Raw genomic sequence first — 18,547 nt, forward strand, 5'->3', positions numbered from 1 at the left:
TCGGCTAGCACTTCCCCTTGCCGGGCGTGCAGGGGACTTTCACCCCCAAGTCATTCCAAGGCACCACCCTTGGAAACAGCGCCAGTCAGGCGCTGCGCGCCATGCCTGGCGCACATAAAAAAACCGGCTCCCCTTGGGGAGCCGGCTTGGCGTGCTGCTGGCGGAAGGCCGATCGAGGATCACTCCTCGGCGGCGGCTTCCTCGACGACCGGACGGTCAACCAGCTCGACGAAGGCCATGGGGGCGTTATCGCCGGTGCGGAAGCCGCACTTGAGAATACGGACATAACCGCCCGGACGCTCGGCGTAACGCGGACCCAGCTCGTTGAAGAGCTTGCCGACCGCTTCCTTCGAGCGGGTGCGGCTGAAGGCCAGACGACGATTGGCAACGCTGTCCTGCTTGGCCAGGGTGATCAGCGGCTCGATGACGCGACGCAGCTCCTTGGCCTTGGGCAGGGTTGTCTTGATCACTTCGTGCTCGACCAGCGAGACGGACATGTTCTTGAACATGGCCTGGCGGTGCGAGCTGGTGCGATTGAGGTGACGACCACTCTTACGATGACGCATGGTTGTGATTCCTTACCAAACTGGGACTCGAGTCGAGGCTCACGCGGAGGCCTTGTCGTCCTTCAGGCTTGCCGGCGGCCAGTTCTCCAGCCGCATGCCCAGGGAAAGCCCGCGGGCGGCCAACACGTCCTTGATCTCATTCAGGGACTTCTTGCCGAGGTTGGGGGTCTTGAGCAGCTCCACCTCGGTGCGCTGGATCAGATCCCCGATGTAGTAGATGTTCTCGGCTTTCAAGCAGTTGGCGCTGCGAACGGTCAACTCGAGATCGTCTACGGGGCGCAGCAGAATCGGATCGATATGATCCTCTTCCTCCACCACTTCCTGTTCCTTGTCGGCTTCCAGGTCGACGAAGGCGGCCAGCTGCTCCTGCAGGATGGTCGCACTGCGACGGATCGCCTCTTCCGGATCCAGGGTGCCGTCGGTTTCCAGGTCGATGATCAGCTTGTCGAGGTCGGTACGCTGTTCGACACGCGCAGCCTCGACGCTGTAGGAAACCCGGCGCACGGGGCTGAAGGTAGCATCCAGCTGCAGGCGACCGATGGCGCGCGACTCGTCGTCGGCATCGCCACGCACGTCCGCCGGCTCGTAGCCGCGGCCGCGCGCGATCTTGAGCTGCATCTTCAGCTCGGCACCCTCGTTGACGTGGGCGATGACATGCTCGGGGTTGACGATCTCGACATCATGGTCGAGGGCGATGTCCCCTGCCGTCACGACGGTCGGCCCCTGCTTGTTCAGCGAGAGCACTGCCTCATCGCGACTGTGCATGCGCAGCGCCACATCCTTGAGGTTCAGGAGGATTTCGATGACATCTTCCTGGACGCCCTCGATCGCGCTGTACTCATGCTCGACACCGGCGATCTCGGCCTCCACCACGGCACAGCCGGGCATGGACGAGAGCAGGATACGACGCAGGGCATTGCCCAGCGTGTGGCCGAAGCCCCGTTCGAAGGGCTCGAGTACGATCTTGGCGTGGTGTGCGCTGATCTCTTCGACCTTGATATCGCGAGGACGGAGAAACTCTGTCACTGAACGCTGCATATGATCACCTTTCAGGCTGCCAAACGGATTGTCGGTACTCTTCGTCTCGTCCGCCCCCGCGAACCGTCCGCCCCGAACGGGGAGCGGCATGACGCGGGCGCCGTTTACTTGGAGTACAACTCGACGATCAGGTTTTCGTTGATGTCGGCAGACAGGTCACCGCGTTCAGGCAGGGCCTTGAAAGTGCCTTCCATCTTCTTGGCATCGGTCTCGACCCAGACCACGTCGCCGCGGTTGGCGGCGATGGCCAGAGACGTCTGGATGCGCGCCTGGTTCTTCGCCTTCTCGCGCACGGCGACCACGTCACCGGGCTTGACCTGGTAGGAGGCCACGTTGACGGTCTTGCCGTTCACGGCGATCGCCTTGTGGCTGACCAGCTGACGTGCCTCGGAGCGCGTGGAGCCAAAGCCCATGCGATAGACGACGTTGTCCAGTCGGGATTCGAGAAGCTGCAGCAACAGCTCGCCGGTCGCGCCCTTGAGGCGGGCCGCTTCCTTGTAGTAGTTGCGGAACTGCTTCTCGAGTACGCCGTACATGCGACGTACTTTCTGCTTCTCGCGAAGCTGCAAGCCGTAGTCGGAAAGACGCTGACGGCGCTGGCCATGCACACCCGGAATCTGCTCGGATTTGCACTTCTTCTCGAAGGGAGTGATACCGCTCTTGAGGAAGAGGTCGGTCCCCTCACGACGAGACAGTTTGCACTTGGGTCCAATGTAACGAGCCATGAATCTGTCTCCTTAAACGCGGCGTTTCTTCGGCGGACGGCAGCCATTGTGGGGAATGGGCGTCGCGTCGGTGATGCTCTGCACGCGGAAGCCGGCGGCATTGAGCGCGCGCACGGCGGATTCACGGCCCGGACCGGGACCCTTGACCAGCACGTCGACGTTTTTCACACCATACTCGGCTGCAGCGTTCGCTGCACGCTCGCTTGCCACTTGAGCAGCGAACGGGGTGCTCTTGCGAGAACCACGAAAACCCGAACCACCGGCAGTTGCCCAGGAAAGGGCATTGCCCTGGCGGTCTGTGATCGTAATGATCGTGTTGTTAAAAGAGGCGTGGATATGCGCGATGGCATCCACTACCTGCTTTTTAACCTTCTTGCGGTTGCTACGCGGGTTAGCCATGTTGATGTCTATTCCTGTCTTTACGCCAGAACGTGCGTGTTATTTGCGGATCGGCTTGCGCGGGCCCTTGCGGGTACGCGCATTGGTCTTGGTACGCTGACCACGCAGCGGAAGACCACGACGATGACGCAGACCACGATAGCAACCTAGGTCCATGAGACGCTTGATGTTAAGCGTGACATCACGACGCAGGTCACCTTCCACGGTGAACTTGCCGACTTCGGACCGCAGGGCATCCAGATCTTCACTGGACAACTCCTGGATCTTGGTGGTCGGCGCGATGCCGGTCGCGGCACAGATGTCCTGAGCGCGCGTACGGCCAATCCCGAAGATATAGGTCAGCGAGATCGCCGCATGCTTGTTGTCCGGGATATTGACGCCTGCAATACGGGCCATCAGCTTACTCCGAAATTTGAGCGGCTTGCTCGATTTATCATCTACAAAAGGCGCAATAGCATACCCCTTTCCTCGCTCGAGGACAAGAAGAATGCCGGCACCCGGTTCAGTGCAGCGAAGGGCTCAGCCCTGGCGCTGCTTGTGCCGCGGCTCGCTGCAGATGACGCGCACGGCGCCATTGCGACGAATGATCTTGCAGTTGCGGCACATTTTCTTCACGGAAGCTCGAACTTTCATCGTTCCATCTCCATTGTTGGCTCGCGACGCGAGCCAACGGTTAGACTCGCGACACGCCAGAACGCCAGCGGCGCGCCTCAGCGCATGATGCCGCCGCTACCGTAGCCTTTCAGGTTGGATTTTTTCATCACCGACTCGTATTGGTGCGACATGAGATGCGACTGCACCTGGGCCATGAAGTCCATGATGACTACCACCACGATCAGCAGCGAGGTGCCGCCGAAGAAGAACGGCACGTTCCAGGCCACGATCAGGAACTGGGGCATCAAGGAAACTGCAGTGATGTAGAGCGCACCGAACAAGGTCAAACGGGTCATGACCTTGTCGATATAGCGAGCGGTCTGCTCGCCGGGGCGAATGCCCGGCAGGAAGGCCCCTGACTTCTTGAGGTTGTCAGCGACATCCTTGGGGTTGAAGACCAGCGCTGTGTAAAAGAAGCAGAAGAATACCACCGCGGCGGCGAAAAGCAAGATGTACAGCGGCTGGCCCGGCCCCAGGGCCTGGGATGCCCGCTGCAGCCACTCCATGCCTTCGCCTGCACCGACCCACTGTCCCAGCGACGCTGGAAACAGCAGAATGCTGGAGGCGAAGATCGCCGGAATCACGCCCGCCATGTTGACCTTGAGCGGCAGGTAGCTGCTCTGGCCGGCATACATCTTGTTGCCAACCTGACGACGCGGATAGTTCACCTTGAGGCGACGCTGTCCGCGCTCGATGAACACCACGAAGGCCACGGTCGCCACGCCAAGCGCCGTCAGCGCCAGCAGTGGCAGGACATTCCAGGCTCCCTCGTTGCGGGCCAGCTCGAAGGCCTGCCCCACGGCGCCCGGCAAGCCGGCGACGATACCGGAGAAGATCAGCAGCGAGATGCCGTTGCCGATACCCTTCTCGGTGATCTGCTCGCCCAGCCACATCAGGAACACCGCCCCGGTGACGAACGTCACGATGGCGGTGAAGTAGAAGCTGAAGTCGGCCGTGTAGGCGATGCCCTGGCTGGCCAGACCCACCGACATACCGATGGCCTGGACCAGCGCCAGCAGCACGGTGCCGTAGCGCGTGTACTGGCTAATCTTGCGGCGGCCGGCCTCACCTTCCTTCTTCAGCTGCTCGAGCTGTGGTGAGACGGCGGTCATCAGCTGCATGATGATCGACGCGGAAATATACGGCATGATGCCCAGCGCCATGATGCTCATGCGCTCCAGGGCGCCGCCCGAGAACATGTTGAACATGCCCAGGATGGTACCCTGCTGCTCCCGGAACAAGGCAGCAAGCTGGTCAGGATTGATACCGGGAACGGGGATGTGGGCACCGATACGGTAGACCACGATGGCGAGGAGCACGAAGCGCAGACGCGCCCAGAGTTCACTCAGACCGCTGCCCATCGCCGGCATGTTTCCTGACTTGGCCATTTAGTCCTCTACCTTGCCGCCGGCGGCTTCAATCGCGGCACGGGCACCCTTGGTGACCTTAATGCCGCGGACTGTGACCGCCTTGTTCAGTTCGCCGGACAGGATCACCTTGGCATGCTTGGTGGCGTCCTTCAGCACGTTAGCTTGCTTGAGGGTGTCCAGAGTGACCTCGTCACCCGCGACCCGCGCCAGCTCGGCCAGGCGGACTTCCTCGGAAACCAGCGACTTCGCGGAAGTGAAGCCGAACTTGGGCAGGCGCCGCTGCAGCGGCATCTGACCACCCTCGAAACCGGGCTTCACGCTGCCGCCACTGCGCGACTTGAGGCCCTTGTGGCCACGGCCAGCGGTCTTGCCCAGACCGGAGCCGATGCCACGGCCAACGCGCTTGGCGGCGTGCTTGGAGCCCGCTGCCGGGCTCAGGCTATTGAGTTTCATGGATTACTCTCCCTCAACACGCACAAGGTAGTTAACCTTGTGGATCATGCCGCGAACGGCAGGGGTGTCTTCCAGTTGAACCGAGTGACCGATGCGACGCAGGCCGAGGCCTTTCATGGTGGCCTTGTGCTTAGCCAGCACGCCGATGGTGCTGCGGGTCTGGGTAACCTTGATTGTTGCTGACATGCTGCTTACCCCGTGATCGCTTCGACAGGCAGACCGCGCTTGGCGGCCACGTCTTCCGGCGCCTGCAGGGAGGCCAGACCATTGACGGTCGCCCGCACCACGTTCACCGGGTTGGTGGAGCCGTAGCACTTGGCCAGGACGTTATGCACGCCGGCCAGTTCAAGCACGGAGCGCATGGCGCCGCCGGCGATGATCCCGGTACCCTCGGAAGCGGGCTGCATGTACACCTTGGAGGCACCGTGACGGGCCTTGACCGGGTACTGCAGGGTGCCACCGGTGAGATTCACCTTGACCATGTTGCGACGCGCCTGGTCCATGGCCTTCTGGATCGCGACCGGCACTTCACGCGCCTTGCCACGACCGAAACCCACACGACCGTTACCGTCACCCACGACGGTCAAGGCGGTGAAACCGAAGATTCGGCCACCCTTGACCACCTTGGCGACACGGTTGATCTGCACGAGCTTCTCCTGCAGATCACCGCCTTGCTGTTCGTTCTTCGCCATCGTAAAAACCCTTTAGAATTCCAGGCCGCCTTCACGAGCGGCGTCGGCCAGGGCCTTCACACGACCGTGGTACTTGAAGCCGGCACGATCGAAGGCTACCTGGGTGATGCCAGCCTGCTTGGCACGTTCGGCAATCAGCGCACCCACCCTGGCGGCGGCGTCGGCATTGCCTGTCGCACCCTCGCGCAGGGCCTTGTCCAGCGTGGAAGCGCTGGCGAGGACCTTGCCACCATCCGGCGAGATGATCTGCGCATAGATGTGGCGGGGGGTACGGTTGACGCACAGGCGATACACGCCCAGCTCGCGGATCTTGGCGCGAGCACGGCGGGCACGACGGAGACGAGATTCTTTCTTCGCGTTCATAACCCTGCCTTACTTCTTCTTGGCTTCTTTGCGACGCACCTGCTCGTCAGCGTACCGGACACCCTTGCCCTTGTAGGGCTCGGGCGGACGGAAGGCGCGGATTTCTGCAGCACACTGGCCGAGCGCCTGCTTGTCCGCGCTTTTCAGCACGATGACGGTGTTCCTAGGCGTTTCCGCCGTGACACCGTCAGGCAGCGTGTAGTCGACCGGGTGCGAGAAGCCCAGTGTAAGATTGAGCGTCTGGCCCTTGGCCTGGGCACGATACCCGACGCCGATGATTTCGAGGCTCTTGGTGAAGCCCTCGCTGACACCGGTGACCAGGTTCTGGACCAGGGCACGGGTGGTACCGACCATTGCCCAGCTCTTCGCGGACTCGCTCGGCTGGAAGGTCAGCTGCCCCTCTTCCTGGCCGATCACCACATCGGGGTGAACGGTCAGGGACAGGCTGCCCTGGCTGCCCTTGGCGGACAGCTGGCCGCCATCGAGCTTGACCTCGACGCCGGCGGGCAATTTGACCGGATATTTGGCTACGCGGGACATTCCAAACTCCTAGAATACGGTGCAGATGACTTCACCACCGACACCCGCCTGACGCGCCGCACGATCGGTCATCACCCCCTGAGAGGTGGTCACGATAGCAACACCCAGGCCTTCGGCGACCTTCGGCAGCGCATCCTTGCCCTTGTACTGGCGCAGGGATGGCTTGGAAACCCGCTGCAGGTGCTCGATGACGGGCTTGCCCTCGAAATACTTGAGGGACACGGTCAGCTCGGGTTTGGCGGTCTCGCTGATGACGAAGTCGCTGATGTAACCCTCTTCCTTCAGCACGCGGGCCACCTGGACCTTGAGCTTGGAGGACGGCATGGAAACCGTCTCCTTGGTGGCCATCTGCGCATTGCGGATACGTGTAAACATATCCGCTAGAGTGTCTTGCATGCTCATTTATGTTGCGCTCCTGATAATTCTACGTGGCGTTACCAGCTGGACTTCTTGAGTCCGGGTACATCGCCACGCATGGCGGCTTCACGCAGCTTGTTACGGCCGAGACCGAACTTGTTGTAGTAGCCGTGCGGACGACCCGTGATGCGGCAGCGGTTGCGCTGACGCACCGGACTAGAGTCGCGCGGCAACTGCTGCAGCTTGAGCGGCGCATCGAAGCGCTCTTCGTCAGAAGCGTTGACATCCTGGATGATCGCCTTGAGCTCGGCGCGCTTGGCGGCATACTTGGCCACCAGTTTGGTGCGCTTGAGCTCGCGTTCTACCATGCTTTTCTTTGCCATGATCCCACCCTTATTTCTTGAACGGGAAGTTCAGCGCGCTGAGCAGCGCACGACCTTCTTCATCGGTGTTGGCGGTGGTGGTGATAGTGACATCCAGACCACGAATCCGATCGATCTTATCATACTCGATCTCCGGAAAGATGATCTGCTCACGCACCCCCATGGAGTAGTTGCCACGACCGTCGAAGGACTTCGGGTTGAGACCACGGAAGTCACGAACGCGGGGGATCGCGATATTGACCAGGCGATTGAGGAAGTCCCACATGCGCTCGGAGCGCAGGGTTACCTTGATGCCGATCGGCCAGCCTTCACGCACCTTGAAGCCCGCGATGGACTTGCGTGCCTTGGTCACCAGCGGCTTCTGACCGGAGAGCTTCTCTAGGTCGCCGATGGCGTTGTCGATCAGCTTTTTGTCGCTGGTCGCGTCGCCGATACCCATGTTCAAGGTCACCTTGGTGACCCGTGGCACCTGCATCACGTTGGCGTAGCTGAACTGCTCTTGGAGTTGAGCCACCACCTCGTTCTGATAATGTTTTTTCAAGTTCGCCATTTTGCTATCCGACTCGCGTTAGGCGTCGATCTGCGACTGCGTCGACCTGTAGATACGTACCTTGGTACCGTCTTCCTGAACCTGGAAGCCGACGCGATCCGCCTTGCCGGTCTCCTGATTGAAGATGGCCACGTTGGACGCGTGAATCGGTGCCTCGCGCTCGACGATACCGCCCTGGTTGCCCGCCATCGGGTTGGGCTTGGTGTGACGTTTGATCATGTTCACACCGGACACCACGAAGCGGTTTTCGAGAACCCGCTTGACGGTGCCGCGCTTGCCCTTGTCCTTGCCGGCGATGACGATTACTTCATCGTCACGTTTGATCTTTTGCATATCCGCCTCGCTCCTTACAGCACTTCAGGCGCCAAGGAAATGATCTTCATGAACTTCTCGTTGCGAAGCTCACGCGTCACCGGCCCGAAGATACGGGTGCCGATCGGCTGATCGTTGGTGTTGTTCAACAGCACAGCCGCATTTCCATCGAAGCGAATCAGCGAGCCGTCGTTACGACGGACGCCACTACGCGTGCGAACCACCACCGCCTTGAGGACCTGGCCCTTCTTGACCTTGCCACGCGGAATGGCTTCCTTCACCGTAACCTTGATGATGTCACCGATGCGGGCGTAGCGGCGGTGGGAACCGCCCAGCACCTTGATGCACTGCACCCGGCGTGCTCCGCTGTTGTCGGCGACATCCAGCATTGTTTGAGTCTGAATCATCGGTTTTCTCCAAACCTAATCTGACTGCACTGGCTTGAGCGGCGTGGGCCGATCAACCCTTGGCCTGCTCGACGACTTCGACCAGGGTCCAGGCCTTGTGCTTCGACAACGGACGGCATTCCTGGATGGATACCGTGTCGCCGGCCTTGGCCTGGTTGGACGCATCGTGGGCGTGCAGCTTGGTGGAGCGCTTGACGTATTTGCCGTAGATCGGGTGGCGCTCACGACGCTCGATCATCACAACGATGGACTTGTCCATCTTGTCGCTCACTACTTTGCCGGTGAGCGTACGGGCTTTTTTCTCTTCGGCCATCTCAGTCACCTGCCTTCTCGTTGAGCACCGTCTTCACGCGGGCAATGTCACGACGAACCTGCTTGAGCAGATGTGTCTGAGTCAGCTGACCGGTGGCCTTCTGCATGCGCAGGTTGAACTGCTCGCGGAGGAGTTCGAAGAGCTGCTCCTGGAGCTGCTCGGCTGACTTTTCACGAATTTCCTGGGCTTTCATCACATCACCGTCCGTTTCACAAAGGTGGTGGAGACCGGGAACTTCTGGGCAGCCAGGGCGAATGCCTCGCGGGCGAGCTCCTCGGAAACGCCCTCGATCTCGTACAGAACCCGACCCGGCTGGATCTGCGCGACCCAGTACTCGACGGAGCCCTTGCCCTTGCCCATGCGAACTTCCAGGGGCTTCTTGGAAATCGGCTTGTCAGGGAAGACGCGGATCCAGATCTTGCCGCCACGCTTGACGTGACGAGTGATCGCACGGCGACCTGCCTCGATCTGACGGGCGGTGACACGGCCCCGACCAGTGGCCTTGAGACCATACTCGCCGAAGCTCACCTTGCTTCCGCGATGCGCCAGGCCACGGTTGCGGCCCTTCTGCATCTTGCGGAACTTCATACGCTTAGGTTGTAACATCGACTCGCTCTCCCCTTATCTGGAACCTTTCTTCTTGGAGGGCGCGGCCTGCGGCTGCTTGGCCTTGGCGCGGACCTCCTCGATGCCCCCGAGGATTTCACCCTTGAATACCCAGACCTTGACACCGATGATGCCGTAGGTTGTCTTGGCCTCGTAGGTGGCGTAGTCGATATCCGCGCGCAGGGTGTGCAGCGGGACGCGACCTTCCCGATACCACTCGGTGCGGGCGATCTCGGCGCCACCGAGGCGGCCGGAGAGCATCACCTTGATGCCGCCGGCGCCCAGGCGCATGGCGTTCTGCACGGAGCGCTTCATGGCACGGCGAAACATCACGCGGCGCTCAAGCTGGCCGGCAATGTTCTGCGCGACGAGCTTGGCATCGAGCTCAGGCTTGCGGACTTCCTCGATGTTGACATGCACCGGCACGCCCATCATCGCGGTAACGTCACGGCGCAGCCGGTCGACGTCCTCGCCCTTCTTGCCGATCACAATGCCCGGGCGGGCGGTGTGAATGGTGATGCGGGCGTTGTTGGCCGGGCGCTCGATGGTAATGCGACTCACAGACGCATTCTTCAGGCGCTCTTCCAGGAAGCGACGCACTTCGAGGTCGCTGTTCAGCTTGTCGGCATAGGCGCCGCGCTCGGCATACCACACCGAGGTATGGTCCTTGACGATACCCAGGCGAATGCCTGTTGGATTGACTTTCTGACCCATCTGGTCGACTCCTACTTCTCGGCTACCTTGACGGTGATGTGGCAGGTGCGCTTCAGGATGCGGTCCGCACGGCCCTTGGCGCGCGGACGGATGCGCTTGAGCGTCATGCCCTCATCGACGCAGATGGTCGAGACACGCAGCTCGTCGATATCCATGCCGTCGTTTTCTTCCGCATTCGCGATGGCGGACTGCAGCACCTTCTTGACCAGCTTGGCGGCCTTCTTCGGGGAGAAGGTCAGCAGGTCGAGCGCCTCGGCGACCGGTTTACCGCGCACCTGGTCAGCCACCAAACGGGCCTTCTGGGCGGATAAACGAGCGCCACGCAGCTTTGCTGTGACTTCCATCTCTCAATCCTCTCTGGCTTACCGTTTGGCTTTCCTGTCCGCCGCATGACCGCGATAGAGGCGGGTAGCAGCGAATTCGCCCAGCTTGTGGCCAACCATTTCCTCGGAGACATGCACCGGGACGTGTTGGCGACCGTTATGGACCGCAATGGTGAGCCCGACCATATTGGGCAGGATCATCGAACGACGCGACCAGGTCTTGATCGGTTTGCGGTCGTTCTTCTCCACTGCAGTCTCGACCTTCTTCAGCAGATGAAGGTCAATGAAGGGACCTTTCTTCAGTGAACGTGGCACAGCCGTTACCTCTTGATGTCTTGGCGTTGGATCTTATTTCCGGGCCTTGCGGCGACGGATGATCAGCTTGTCGGTGCGCTTGTTCTTGCGGGTCTTGTGGCCCTTGGTGGGGATGCCCCACGGAGATACCGGATGACGCCCGCCGCTGCTGCGGCCTTCGCCGCCGCCATGCGGGTGATCCACCGGGTTCATGGCCACGCCGCGAACGGTCGGGCGCACCCCTCTCCAGCGCTTCGCACCGGCCTTGCCAAGCTGACGCAGGCTGTGCTCGGAGTTGCTCACTTCCCCCAAGGTCGCGCGGCACTCAGCCAGCACCTTGCGCATCTCGCCGGAGCGCAGACGCAGGGTGGCATAGTTGCCTTCGCGGGCGACCAGCTGGGCGCTGGTGCCGGCGCTGCGTACAAGCTGGGCGCCCTTGCCGGGCTTGAGCTCGATGCAATGCACGGTGGAACCCAGCGGGATGTTGCGCAGCGGCAACGCATTGCCCTTCTTGATCGGCGCGTTGACACCGGACTCGAGACGGTCACCGGCACTCACGCCCTTGGGCGCGATGATGTAGCGACGCTCGCCGTCGAGGTACTTGAGCAGCGCGATATGGGCGCTGCGGTTCGGGTCATGCTCCAGGCGCTCGACGATAGCCGGGATGCCATCCTTGGTGCGCCTGAAGTCGATGATCCGGTAGTGATGACGGTGACCACCGCCCACGTGACGGGTGGTGATGCGACCGTAGTTGTTACGGCCACCGGACTTGGACTGTTTCTCGAGCAGCGGCGCGTAGGCGCGACCCTTGTACAGCTCCTCACCAACGATCTTGACGACGTGGCGACGACCGGCGGATGTGGGTTTAGTCTTGACGATTGCCATGATCCGTACTCCTGCCCTTATTCGGCGCCAGAGAAGTCTTCAAGCGTCTCGCCGGCGGCCAGTGTCACGTACGCCTTGCGATAACCCTTGCGGTGACCCAGACCCTGCGCGGTGCGCTTGGTCTTGCCCTTCATGTTCAGCACCTGAACACGGTCGACCTTCTTGCCGAACAGCTCCTGCACGGCTGCCTTGATCTCGGGCTTGGTCGCGTCGCCTGCCACCTTGAACACGTACTGGTTGCGCTCGGCGGCCATGGCGGCCTTCTCGGTCACGTGCGGACCGAGCAGAACCTTGAATACACGTTCCTGGTTCATGCCAGCTTCTCCTCGAATTTACGCAGGGCGGAGACGGTGACCAGCACCTTGTCGAAGGCGACCAGGCTCACCGGATCGGCGGCGGCGACATCCAGCACATCCACGTTGGGAATGTTGCGGGCGGCAAGGTACAGGTTCTCGTCGACTTCCTCGGTGACGATCAGCACCTTCTCCAGGCCCAGCTCCTCGAGCTTGGCGACCAGCTGCTTGGTCTTGGGCGCATCGACGGCGAAGCCATCGACGGCCACCAGGCGCTCCTGGCGGACCAGCTCGGAGAGGATCGAGCGCATGGCCGCGCGGTACATCTTGCGGTTGACCTTCTGGGAATGATCCTGCGGACGGGCCGCGAAGGTCACGCCGCCGCTGCGCCAGATCGGCGAGCGGATGGTCCCGGCACGGGCACGACCGGTGCCCTTCTGACGCCACGGCTTCTTGCCGCCACCGCGCACGTCGGAACGGTTCTTCTGGGCACGGGTACCCTGGCGACCACCGGCCAGATAGGCGGTGACGACCTGGTGCACGAGGGCCTCGTTGAATTCTTTGCCAAAGGTGGCGTCGGATACCTCGACAGTACCGGCCCCTGCACCTGCAAGATTCAGATTCATCGGTAAGTTCCCCTTCAGCCTGCTTTGACGGCGCTGCGCACGATGACATCACTGCCGGTGGCACCGGGTACGGCACCCTTGATCAGCAACAGGTTACGTTCGGCATCGACACGGACGATTTGCAGGCTCTGCACGGTGCAGCGCACATTGCCCATCTGGCCAGCCATCTTCTTGCCCTTGAACACGCGGCCCGGCGTCTGGCACATGCCGATGGAACCCGGCGCGCGATGCGACAGGGAGTTACCGTGGGTGTTGTCCTGGGTGCGGAAGTTCCAGCGCTTGACGGCGCCCTGGAAACCCTTGCCCTTGGAGGTGCCGGTCACGTCGACCATCTGACCAGCTTCGAAGAGGGATACGGTGAGTTCGCCGCCCACTTCCAGAGCATCAACGCCTTCTGTCAGGCGGAACTCCATCAGCGAACGACCGGCCTCGACACCTGCCTTGGCGAACTGCCCGGCCTGGGCTTTCGACAGATGCTTGGCCTTGCGGGAGCCGGTTGTCACCTGAACCGCGGCGTAGCCGTCGCTCTCGACGGACTTCACGCGCGTCACGCGGTTGGGCTCAACCTCGATCACGGTCACGGGCACGGATGCACCGTCTTCGGTGAAGACGCGGGTCATACCGGCCTTCCTACCGACTAAACCGATAGTCATTCTCAGTCTCCTATAGTGTACGGGGCTATCACCCGCTATGGCTGCCCTTTCCAGAGCATTCCACTAGCACGTTGTATGACGCCATCCCGGCGTGGCGGCTGCTGCGTAGCGCTGCCTATCGTTGGGCAGACCAGGCGCTGGGCCGCGAAGTGTCTAGTGTGGTGTCAGTTGAGCTTGATCTGCACGTCCACGCCGGCGGCGAGGTCGAGCTTCATCAGTGCATCAACGGTCTTTTCGGTGGGTTCGACGATGTCGAGCACCCGCTTGTGGGTACGAATCTCGTACTGGTCGCGCGCGTCCTTGTTGACGTGTGGCGAGATCAGCACGGTATAGCGCTCGCGATTGGTCGGTAGAGGAATCGGACCACGCACCTGGGCGCCGGTACGCTTGGCGGTATCTACGATTTCCGCGGCGGACTGGTCGATCAGGCGATGGTCGAAGGCCTTCAACCGAATGCGAATCTTCTGGTTCTGCATTTGCCCTAACTCCAATGGAATCTGACGGCGCGAGCCGTCAACCCACGCATTCAAAGGATGCGCATTATAGTCACGCCGGCGACGAGAGTCAAACACTCGCTCCGGTGCGCAGAAAGGGGGCTCCTTACGGAGCCCCCTTCAATCGGTCAAGCAGCGAAACCTTACTCGAGGATCTTGGCCACGACACCAGCGCCGACGGTACGGCCGCCTTCACGGATGGCGAAGCGCAGGCCGTCATCCATGGCGATCGGAGCGATCAGGCTGACCACCATCTTAACGTTGTCACCCGGCATGACCATCTCGACGCCTTCCGGCAGTTCGCAGGTACCGGTGATATCGGTGGTACGGAAGTAGAACTGCGGACGATAGCCCTTGAAGAACGGGGTGTGACGCCCCCCCTCGTCCTTGCTCAGCACATACACCTCGGCCTCGAACTTGGTATGCGGGGTGATGGTGCCCGGCTTGGCCAAGACCTGACCACGCTCGACATCGTCACGCTTGGTGCCGCGCAGTAGGGCACCGACGTTCTCACCGGCACGCCCTTCGTCGAGCAGCTTGCGGAACATCTCGACGCCGGTGACGACAGTCTTGACGGTGTCGCGAATACCGACGATCTCGACCTCCTCACCGGCCTTGACAACGCCACGCTCGACACGGCCGGTGACCACGGTGCCGCGGCCGGAGATGGAGAATACATCCTCGATCGGCATCAAAAACGGCTGATCAATGGCACGCTCGGGCTCCGGGATGTAGTCATCCAGCGCCTTGATCAGGTTGGCCACGGCAGTGGTACCCATGCCGTTGTCGTCCTTGCCTTCCAGGGCCATCAGGGCGGAACCAGTAATGATCGGTGTGTCATCACCCGGGAAGTCATACTCGTCGAGGAGTTCACGAACCTCCATCTCGACCAGCTCCAGGAGCTCCTCGTCGTCGACCATGTCGGCCTTGTTCAGGAACACGACGATGTACGGCACGCCGACCTGGCGAGACAGCAGGATGTGCTCACGGGTCTGCGGCATGGGACCGTCGGCAGCGGACACGACCAGGATAGCGCCGTCCATCTGAGCGGCACCAGTGATCATATTCTTGACGTAGTCGGCGTGTCCCGGGCAGTCCACGTGCGCATAGTGACGCGCCTCGGACTGGTACTCGACGTGAGAGGTGGCGATGGTGATGCCGCGCTCACGCTCTTCCGGCGCATTGTCGATGGCGTCGAACTCACTCCAGTCGCCACCGAACACCTCGGCGGAAACGCGAGTCAGGGCCGCAGTCAGCGTGGTCTTGCCGTGGTCGACGTGACCGATGGTACCGACGTTGACGTGCGGTTTGGAACGTTCAAATTTTTCCTTAGCCACTGCTATAACCTCTTTACGTTAGCTAACGGTTAACCGTTCTGGTTGATGACGGCTTCAACGACGCTGGACGGCGCCTCTTCGTAGTCCGCAAACTCCATGACGTAGCTTGCGCGGCCCTGAGACTGAGAACGCAGATCGGTCGCGTAACCGAACATCTCAGCCAGAGGTACCGTGGCGCGGATGACCTTGCCCATGGAGGAGTCATCCATGCCCTGGACAAGGCCACGACGGCGGTTCAGGTCGCCCATCACATCCCCCATGAACTCCTCCGGGGTCACGACCTCGACCTTCATCACCGGCTCGAGGAGCACGGCCTTGGCCTTTTTGGCACCTTCCTTGACGGCCATGGAAGAGGCAACCTTGAACGCGGTCTCGTTCGAGTCCACGTCATGGTAGGAACCGTCGAACAGCGTGACCTTGACGTCAATCATCGGATAGCCCGCGATGACACCGTTCTGCAGCTGCTCGTAGGCCCCTTTCTCGACGGCCGGCACGTATTCCTTGGGAACCACGCCGCCAACGATCTCCGAGGCGAACTTGAAGTGCATGTCTTCGTCTTCGCCCTTGTCCTCTGCGGTGAGCGGCTCGATGCGCAGCCATACATGACCGTATTGGCCGCGTCCACCAGACTGGCGAACGAACTTGCCTTCCTGTTCGACCTTGGCACGAATGGTCTCGCGATAGGCCACCTGTGGCTTGCCGATATTGGCCTCGACCTTGAACTCACGACGCATGCGGTCGACGAGGATATCAAGGTGCAGCTCACCCATGCCGGAAATGATGGTTTGGCCGGTCTCCTCATCGGTGCGGACCTGGAAGGAGGGATCCTCCTGGGCTAGCTTGCCCAGCGCCACACCCATCTTCTCTTGGTCGGCCTTGGACTTCGGCTCCACAGCCACGGAGATCACCGGATCGGGGAACTCCATGCGCTCAAGCACGATCTTGTCGTTCAGGTCGCACAGGGTATCACCGGTGGTGACGTCCTTGAGGCCGATGCAGGCGGCGATATCGCCAGCCAGCACTTCCTTGATTTCCTCGCGGGAGTTGGCATGCATCTGAACGATACGACCGACACGCTCCTTCTTCTCCTTGACGGAGTTGTAGACGCTATCGCCCGACTTCAGCACGCCCGAATAGACGCGAATGAAGGTCAGGGTGCCGACGAAGGGGTCGGTGGCAATCTTGAACGCCAGCGCGGAGAAGGGGGCGCTATCGTCCGCCTCGCGGGTGGCGATAGTGCCGTCCTTGTCGTCCAGCTCACCTTCGATGGCCTTGACCTCGGTGGGCGACGGCATGTACTCGATGACACCATCCAGCACGGCCTGCACGCCCTTGTTCTTGAACGCCGAGCCGCAGGTCACCAGAACGATTTCGTTGTCCAGGGTACGACGGCGCAGACCGGCCTTGATCTCTTCGGGGGTGAGCTCGCCCTCTTCGAGGTACTTGTCCATCAGTTCCTCAGAGGATTCGGCGGCCGCCTCGACCATCTCCTCACGATACTTCTCGGCTGTCTCCTGGAGCTCGGCGGGGATATCCACCAGCTCGTAGTTCATGCCGAAGTTCTCTTCATCCCAGAGGATGGCCTTCATCTGGATGAGATCGATGACGCCTTTGAAATCTTCCTCGGTGCCCCAGTTGATCTGGATCGGCACGGCATTGGCGCCCAACTTCTGCTTGAGCTGATCGACGACCATGAAGAAGTCGGCACCGGTGCGGTCCATCTTGTTGACGAAGACCATGCGCGGGACTTCGTACTTATTCGCCTGGCGCCATACGGTCTCGGTCTGCGGCTGTACGCCGGAGGAGCCGCACAGCACCACGACGGCGCCGTCGAGTACGCGCAGTGAGCGCTCCACCTCGATGGTGAAGTCGACGTGCCCGGGGGTGTCGATGATATTGATGCGATGTTCTTCGAACTGCTTGTTCATGCCCTGCCAGAAGCAGGTGGTCGCCGCGGAGGTGATGGTGATGCCACGCTCCTGCTCCTGCTCCATCCAGTCCATGGTGGCGGCACCCTCATGGACCTCGCCGACCTTGTGGGACAGGCCGGTATAGAACAGGATGCGCTCGGTGGTAGTGGTCTTGCCGGCGTCTACGTGCGCAACGATACCGATGTTGCGGTAGCGTTTTAGCGGAGTCTTGCGAGCCACGTTGGAACTCCCCGTTGGTTGGCGATGCGTAGTGAAGCGCTACACTCAGAAGCGGTGCATTTAGAAGCGATAATGAGAGAAGGCCTTGTTGGCTTCTGCCATGCGATGCACGTCTTCCCGCTTCTTGACGGCCGAGCCCTTGCCTTCGGCGGCATCGAGCATCTCGCCGGCGAGGCGCAGCACCATGGTCTTCTCGCCACGGCGACGGGCCGCATCGACCAGCCAGCGCATGGCCAGTGCATGACGGCGCGAGGGACGAACCTCCACAGGCACCTGGTAGGTCGCGCCGCCAACACGGCGGGATTTGACCTCGACCATGGGCTGGATAGCTTCCAGCGCCTTGTCGAAGATCTCCAGCGGCTCGTCCTTGCTACGCTCGGCAACCCTATCCAGCGCACCATAGACGATACGCTCAGCCACAGACTTCTTGCCGCCGATCATCAGGTGGTTCATGAACTTTGCCAGGCGCTCGCTTCCGAACTTGGGATCCGGGAGGATCTCGCGCTTGGCCGCTACTCTTCTTCTAGGCATGATAAGCCCTCATCAAAGGATCCTTCAGGTAAACCCGAGACTCCTGCCGATAGCAGCGCTCGACCTTACTCTTATCAGACCGTGGTCAAATTGGGAGACTGTCGCGTACCCTGCCCGGTCAGACCTTGGGACGCTTGGTGCCGTACTTGGAACGGCCCTGCTTGCGGTTCTGCACGCCGGAGGTGTCCAAGGCGCCACGCACGGTGTGATAGCGCACACCGGGAAGATCCTTGACGCGGCCGCCACGAATCAGCACCACGGAGTGCTCCTGGAGGTTGTGGCCTTCACCACCAATATACGAGGAGACCTCGTAGCCGTTGGTCAGGCGAACACGGCACACCTTGCGCAGTGCGGAGTTCGGCTTCTTCGGGGTGGTGGTGTAGACGCGAGTACAGACGCCGCGCTTCTGTGGGCAGGCCTGCAGTGCAGGCACGTCGCTCTTGGCGGCCTGGCGCTTGCGCGGCTTGCGCACGAGCTGGTTGATCGTTGCCATGGTGTGTCGCTGACTCCAATGGGTTG

32 protein-coding genes are annotated in these 18,547 nt (G+C 61.3%); all 32 read right to left on the bottom strand.

Going from position 1 to position 18,547, the window contains the following annotated elements; all coding sequences use genetic code 11:
* Nucleotides 1–179 precede the first annotated feature (179 nt).
* Nucleotides 180–566: a 50S ribosomal protein L17 gene (gene rplQ, locus DFO68_RS13335; RefSeq protein ID WP_133484136.1), complete on the bottom strand. Its 387-nt coding sequence runs from the start codon at nucleotides 564–566 to the stop codon at nucleotides 180–182.
* A gap of 39 nt (nucleotides 567–605) precedes the next feature.
* Nucleotides 606–1,604, bottom strand: a complete 999-nt coding sequence (locus DFO68_RS13340) for a DNA-directed RNA polymerase subunit alpha (RefSeq protein WP_133484137.1) — start codon at nucleotides 1,602–1,604, stop codon at nucleotides 606–608.
* A gap of 104 nt (nucleotides 1,605–1,708) precedes the next feature.
* Complete coding sequence (gene rpsD / locus DFO68_RS13345; RefSeq protein WP_133484138.1) at nucleotides 1,709–2,329, bottom strand: 30S ribosomal protein S4; 621 nt, start codon at nucleotides 2,327–2,329, stop codon at nucleotides 1,709–1,711.
* A 12-nt stretch (nucleotides 2,330–2,341) separates the two neighbouring features.
* On the bottom strand, nucleotides 2,342–2,728 hold the full coding sequence (gene rpsK, locus DFO68_RS13350) for a 30S ribosomal protein S11 (protein WP_133484139.1): 387 nt from the start codon (nucleotides 2,726–2,728) through the stop codon (nucleotides 2,342–2,344).
* 39 nt (nucleotides 2,729–2,767) lie between these two features.
* Nucleotides 2,768–3,124: a 30S ribosomal protein S13 gene (gene rpsM, locus DFO68_RS13355; RefSeq protein WP_133484140.1), complete on the bottom strand. Its 357-nt coding sequence runs from the start codon at nucleotides 3,122–3,124 to the stop codon at nucleotides 2,768–2,770.
* Between the two features lie 123 nt (nucleotides 3,125–3,247).
* A complete protein-coding gene (rpmJ, locus tag DFO68_RS13360) occupies nucleotides 3,248–3,361 on the bottom strand; it encodes a 50S ribosomal protein L36 (RefSeq protein ID WP_008959154.1) in 114 nt (37 codons plus the stop codon).
* Nucleotides 3,362–3,438: 77 nt separating this feature from the next.
* Nucleotides 3,439–4,770 carry a preprotein translocase subunit SecY gene (gene secY / locus DFO68_RS13365; RefSeq protein ID WP_133484141.1) on the bottom strand — a complete coding sequence of 444 codons (1,332 nt, stop codon included), beginning with the start codon at nucleotides 4,768–4,770 and terminating at the stop codon, nucleotides 3,439–3,441.
* Nucleotides 4,771–5,205 (bottom strand): 50S ribosomal protein L15, encoded by a 435-nt coding sequence (gene rplO, locus DFO68_RS13370; protein ID WP_133484142.1) that lies wholly within the window; start codon nucleotides 5,203–5,205, stop codon nucleotides 4,771–4,773.
* Between the two features lie 3 nt (nucleotides 5,206–5,208).
* The gene (gene rpmD, locus DFO68_RS13375; protein ID WP_133484143.1) at nucleotides 5,209–5,391 is read right to left on the bottom strand and encodes a 50S ribosomal protein L30; all 183 of its coding nucleotides are present in this window, start codon (nucleotides 5,389–5,391) and stop codon (nucleotides 5,209–5,211) included.
* 5 nt (nucleotides 5,392–5,396) lie between these two features.
* A complete protein-coding gene (rpsE, locus tag DFO68_RS13380) occupies nucleotides 5,397–5,897 on the bottom strand; it encodes a 30S ribosomal protein S5 (protein ID WP_133484144.1) in 501 nt (166 codons plus the stop codon).
* A gap of 12 nt (nucleotides 5,898–5,909) precedes the next feature.
* Nucleotides 5,910–6,260 carry a 50S ribosomal protein L18 gene (gene rplR / locus DFO68_RS13385; protein ID WP_133484145.1) on the bottom strand — a complete coding sequence of 117 codons (351 nt, stop codon included), beginning with the start codon at nucleotides 6,258–6,260 and terminating at the stop codon, nucleotides 5,910–5,912.
* A gap of 9 nt (nucleotides 6,261–6,269) precedes the next feature.
* The gene (rplF, locus tag DFO68_RS13390) at nucleotides 6,270–6,800 is read right to left on the bottom strand and encodes a 50S ribosomal protein L6 (protein ID WP_133484146.1); all 531 of its coding nucleotides are present in this window, start codon (nucleotides 6,798–6,800) and stop codon (nucleotides 6,270–6,272) included.
* Nucleotides 6,801–6,809: 9 nt separating this feature from the next.
* Nucleotides 6,810–7,202: a 30S ribosomal protein S8 gene (gene rpsH, locus DFO68_RS13395; protein WP_133484147.1), complete on the bottom strand. Its 393-nt coding sequence runs from the start codon at nucleotides 7,200–7,202 to the stop codon at nucleotides 6,810–6,812.
* A gap of 32 nt (nucleotides 7,203–7,234) precedes the next feature.
* A complete protein-coding gene (rpsN, locus tag DFO68_RS13400; RefSeq protein WP_133484148.1) occupies nucleotides 7,235–7,540 on the bottom strand; it encodes a 30S ribosomal protein S14 in 306 nt (101 codons plus the stop codon).
* Between the two features lie 10 nt (nucleotides 7,541–7,550).
* Nucleotides 7,551–8,090: a 50S ribosomal protein L5 gene (gene rplE / locus DFO68_RS13405; protein WP_133484149.1), complete on the bottom strand. Its 540-nt coding sequence runs from the start codon at nucleotides 8,088–8,090 to the stop codon at nucleotides 7,551–7,553.
* Between the two features lie 18 nt (nucleotides 8,091–8,108).
* The gene (rplX, locus tag DFO68_RS13410) at nucleotides 8,109–8,423 is read right to left on the bottom strand and encodes a 50S ribosomal protein L24 (RefSeq protein ID WP_133484150.1); all 315 of its coding nucleotides are present in this window, start codon (nucleotides 8,421–8,423) and stop codon (nucleotides 8,109–8,111) included.
* Nucleotides 8,424–8,437: 14 nt separating this feature from the next.
* The gene (rplN, locus tag DFO68_RS13415; protein WP_106232380.1) at nucleotides 8,438–8,809 is read right to left on the bottom strand and encodes a 50S ribosomal protein L14; all 372 of its coding nucleotides are present in this window, start codon (nucleotides 8,807–8,809) and stop codon (nucleotides 8,438–8,440) included.
* 52 nt (nucleotides 8,810–8,861) lie between these two features.
* Nucleotides 8,862–9,122: a 30S ribosomal protein S17 gene (gene rpsQ, locus DFO68_RS13420; RefSeq protein ID WP_133484151.1), complete on the bottom strand. Its 261-nt coding sequence runs from the start codon at nucleotides 9,120–9,122 to the stop codon at nucleotides 8,862–8,864.
* 1 nt (nucleotide 9,123) lies between these two features.
* Nucleotides 9,124–9,315 (bottom strand): 50S ribosomal protein L29, encoded by a 192-nt coding sequence (gene rpmC / locus DFO68_RS13425; protein ID WP_133484152.1) that lies wholly within the window; start codon nucleotides 9,313–9,315, stop codon nucleotides 9,124–9,126.
* Complete coding sequence (rplP, locus tag DFO68_RS13430) at nucleotides 9,315–9,728, bottom strand: 50S ribosomal protein L16 (protein ID WP_021819610.1); 414 nt, start codon at nucleotides 9,726–9,728, stop codon at nucleotides 9,315–9,317. Before rplP ends, rpmC begins: the two co-directional genes overlap by 1 nt.
* A gap of 15 nt (nucleotides 9,729–9,743) precedes the next feature.
* Nucleotides 9,744–10,442, bottom strand: coding sequence for a 30S ribosomal protein S3 (gene rpsC, locus DFO68_RS13435; RefSeq protein WP_089714404.1), 699 nt, complete (start codon nucleotides 10,440–10,442; stop codon nucleotides 9,744–9,746).
* Between the two features lie 11 nt (nucleotides 10,443–10,453).
* Nucleotides 10,454–10,786, bottom strand: a complete 333-nt coding sequence (rplV, locus tag DFO68_RS13440) for a 50S ribosomal protein L22 (protein WP_040183132.1) — start codon at nucleotides 10,784–10,786, stop codon at nucleotides 10,454–10,456.
* Between the two features lie 18 nt (nucleotides 10,787–10,804).
* Entirely contained in the window at nucleotides 10,805–11,080 is a 276-nt protein-coding gene (rpsS, locus tag DFO68_RS13445; protein ID WP_133484153.1) for a 30S ribosomal protein S19, read from the bottom strand.
* A 33-nt stretch (nucleotides 11,081–11,113) separates the two neighbouring features.
* A complete protein-coding gene (gene rplB, locus DFO68_RS13450; protein WP_133484154.1) occupies nucleotides 11,114–11,944 on the bottom strand; it encodes a 50S ribosomal protein L2 in 831 nt (276 codons plus the stop codon).
* Nucleotides 11,945–11,961: 17 nt separating this feature from the next.
* Nucleotides 11,962–12,258: a 50S ribosomal protein L23 gene (gene rplW, locus DFO68_RS13455; RefSeq protein WP_133484155.1), complete on the bottom strand. Its 297-nt coding sequence runs from the start codon at nucleotides 12,256–12,258 to the stop codon at nucleotides 11,962–11,964.
* Nucleotides 12,255–12,863, bottom strand: coding sequence for a 50S ribosomal protein L4 (rplD, locus tag DFO68_RS13460; RefSeq protein ID WP_133484156.1), 609 nt, complete (start codon nucleotides 12,861–12,863; stop codon nucleotides 12,255–12,257). The genes rplW and rplD overlap by 4 nt, the downstream gene beginning before the upstream one ends.
* Before the next feature lie 14 nt (nucleotides 12,864–12,877).
* Complete coding sequence (gene rplC / locus DFO68_RS13465; RefSeq protein ID WP_133484157.1) at nucleotides 12,878–13,516, bottom strand: 50S ribosomal protein L3; 639 nt, start codon at nucleotides 13,514–13,516, stop codon at nucleotides 12,878–12,880.
* 164 nt (nucleotides 13,517–13,680) lie between these two features.
* The gene (rpsJ, locus tag DFO68_RS13470; RefSeq protein WP_133484158.1) at nucleotides 13,681–13,992 is read right to left on the bottom strand and encodes a 30S ribosomal protein S10; all 312 of its coding nucleotides are present in this window, start codon (nucleotides 13,990–13,992) and stop codon (nucleotides 13,681–13,683) included.
* Between the two features lie 161 nt (nucleotides 13,993–14,153).
* Complete coding sequence (gene tuf / locus DFO68_RS13475; RefSeq protein ID WP_133484159.1) at nucleotides 14,154–15,347, bottom strand: elongation factor Tu; 1,194 nt, start codon at nucleotides 15,345–15,347, stop codon at nucleotides 14,154–14,156.
* Nucleotides 15,348–15,376: 29 nt separating this feature from the next.
* Nucleotides 15,377–17,497, bottom strand: a complete 2,121-nt coding sequence (gene fusA / locus DFO68_RS13480; RefSeq protein WP_133484160.1) for an elongation factor G — start codon at nucleotides 17,495–17,497, stop codon at nucleotides 15,377–15,379.
* 60 nt (nucleotides 17,498–17,557) lie between these two features.
* A complete protein-coding gene (gene rpsG / locus DFO68_RS13485) occupies nucleotides 17,558–18,028 on the bottom strand; it encodes a 30S ribosomal protein S7 (RefSeq protein WP_133484161.1) in 471 nt (156 codons plus the stop codon).
* A 118-nt stretch (nucleotides 18,029–18,146) separates the two neighbouring features.
* Nucleotides 18,147–18,521: a 30S ribosomal protein S12 gene (gene rpsL / locus DFO68_RS13490; protein WP_071943783.1), complete on the bottom strand. Its 375-nt coding sequence runs from the start codon at nucleotides 18,519–18,521 to the stop codon at nucleotides 18,147–18,149.
* Nucleotides 18,522–18,547: the final 26 nt, after the last annotated feature.

It is taken from the genome of Halomonas ventosae, from assembly GCF_004361885.1.
Lineage (GTDB): Bacteria > Pseudomonadota > Gammaproteobacteria > Pseudomonadales > Halomonadaceae > Halomonas > Halomonas ventosae_C.

Coding starts and splice junctions, on each gene's coding strand:
- rpmC (WP_133484152.1), bottom strand. CDS start 9,315: ATGAAAGCCCAGGAAATTCGTGAAAAGTCAGCCGAGCAGCTCCAGGAG.
- rplR (WP_133484145.1), bottom strand. CDS start 6,260: ATGAACGCGAAGAAAGAATCTCGTCTCCGTCGTGCCCGCCGTGCTCGC.
- rpsE (WP_133484144.1), bottom strand. CDS start 5,897: ATGGCGAAGAACGAACAGCAAGGCGGTGATCTGCAGGAGAAGCTCGTG.
- rplV (WP_040183132.1), bottom strand. CDS start 10,786: ATGGAAGTCACAGCAAAGCTGCGTGGCGCTCGTTTATCCGCCCAGAAG.
- rplD (WP_133484156.1), bottom strand. CDS start 12,863: ATGAATCTGAATCTTGCAGGTGCAGGGGCCGGTACTGTCGAGGTATCC.
- rplC (WP_133484157.1), bottom strand. CDS start 13,516: ATGACTATCGGTTTAGTCGGTAGGAAGGCCGGTATGACCCGCGTCTTC.
- rpsM (WP_133484140.1), bottom strand. CDS start 3,124: ATGGCCCGTATTGCAGGCGTCAATATCCCGGACAACAAGCATGCGGCG.
- rpsK (WP_133484139.1), bottom strand. CDS start 2,728: ATGGCTAACCCGCGTAGCAACCGCAAGAAGGTTAAAAAGCAGGTAGTG.
- rpsD (WP_133484138.1), bottom strand. CDS start 2,329: ATGGCTCGTTACATTGGACCCAAGTGCAAACTGTCTCGTCGTGAGGGG.
- DFO68_RS13340 (WP_133484137.1), bottom strand. CDS start 1,604: ATGCAGCGTTCAGTGACAGAGTTTCTCCGTCCTCGCGATATCAAGGTC.
- rpsH (WP_133484147.1), bottom strand. CDS start 7,202: ATGAGCATGCAAGACACTCTAGCGGATATGTTTACACGTATCCGCAAT.
- rpsN (WP_133484148.1), bottom strand. CDS start 7,540: ATGGCAAAGAAAAGCATGGTAGAACGCGAGCTCAAGCGCACCAAACTG.
- rpmD (WP_133484143.1), bottom strand. CDS start 5,391: ATGTCAGCAACAATCAAGGTTACCCAGACCCGCAGCACCATCGGCGTG.
- rplW (WP_133484155.1), bottom strand. CDS start 12,258: ATGAACCAGGAACGTGTATTCAAGGTTCTGCTCGGTCCGCACGTGACC.
- rplE (WP_133484149.1), bottom strand. CDS start 8,090: ATGGCGAACTTGAAAAAACATTATCAGAACGAGGTGGTGGCTCAACTC.
- rpmJ (WP_008959154.1), bottom strand. CDS start 3,361: ATGAAAGTTCGAGCTTCCGTGAAGAAAATGTGCCGCAACTGCAAGATC.
- rpsL (WP_071943783.1), bottom strand. CDS start 18,521: ATGGCAACGATCAACCAGCTCGTGCGCAAGCCGCGCAAGCGCCAGGCC.
- rplO (WP_133484142.1), bottom strand. CDS start 5,205: ATGAAACTCAATAGCCTGAGCCCGGCAGCGGGCTCCAAGCACGCCGCC.
- rplQ (WP_133484136.1), bottom strand. CDS start 566: ATGCGTCATCGTAAGAGTGGTCGTCACCTCAATCGCACCAGCTCGCAC.
- rpsQ (WP_133484151.1), bottom strand. CDS start 9,122: ATGGCCGAAGAGAAAAAAGCCCGTACGCTCACCGGCAAAGTAGTGAGC.
- rplX (WP_133484150.1), bottom strand. CDS start 8,423: ATGCAAAAGATCAAACGTGACGATGAAGTAATCGTCATCGCCGGCAAG.
- secY (WP_133484141.1), bottom strand. CDS start 4,770: ATGGCCAAGTCAGGAAACATGCCGGCGATGGGCAGCGGTCTGAGTGAA.
- rplF (WP_133484146.1), bottom strand. CDS start 6,800: ATGTCCCGCGTAGCCAAATATCCGGTCAAATTGCCCGCCGGCGTCGAG.
- rplP (WP_021819610.1), bottom strand. CDS start 9,728: ATGTTACAACCTAAGCGTATGAAGTTCCGCAAGATGCAGAAGGGCCGC.
- rplB (WP_133484154.1), bottom strand. CDS start 11,944: ATGGCAATCGTCAAGACTAAACCCACATCCGCCGGTCGTCGCCACGTC.
- rpsJ (WP_133484158.1), bottom strand. CDS start 13,992: ATGCAGAACCAGAAGATTCGCATTCGGTTGAAGGCCTTCGACCATCGC.
- rplN (WP_106232380.1), bottom strand. CDS start 8,809: ATGATTCAGACTCAAACAATGCTGGATGTCGCCGACAACAGCGGAGCA.
- rpsC (WP_089714404.1), bottom strand. CDS start 10,442: ATGGGTCAGAAAGTCAATCCAACAGGCATTCGCCTGGGTATCGTCAAG.
- rpsG (WP_133484161.1), bottom strand. CDS start 18,028: ATGCCTAGAAGAAGAGTAGCGGCCAAGCGCGAGATCCTCCCGGATCCC.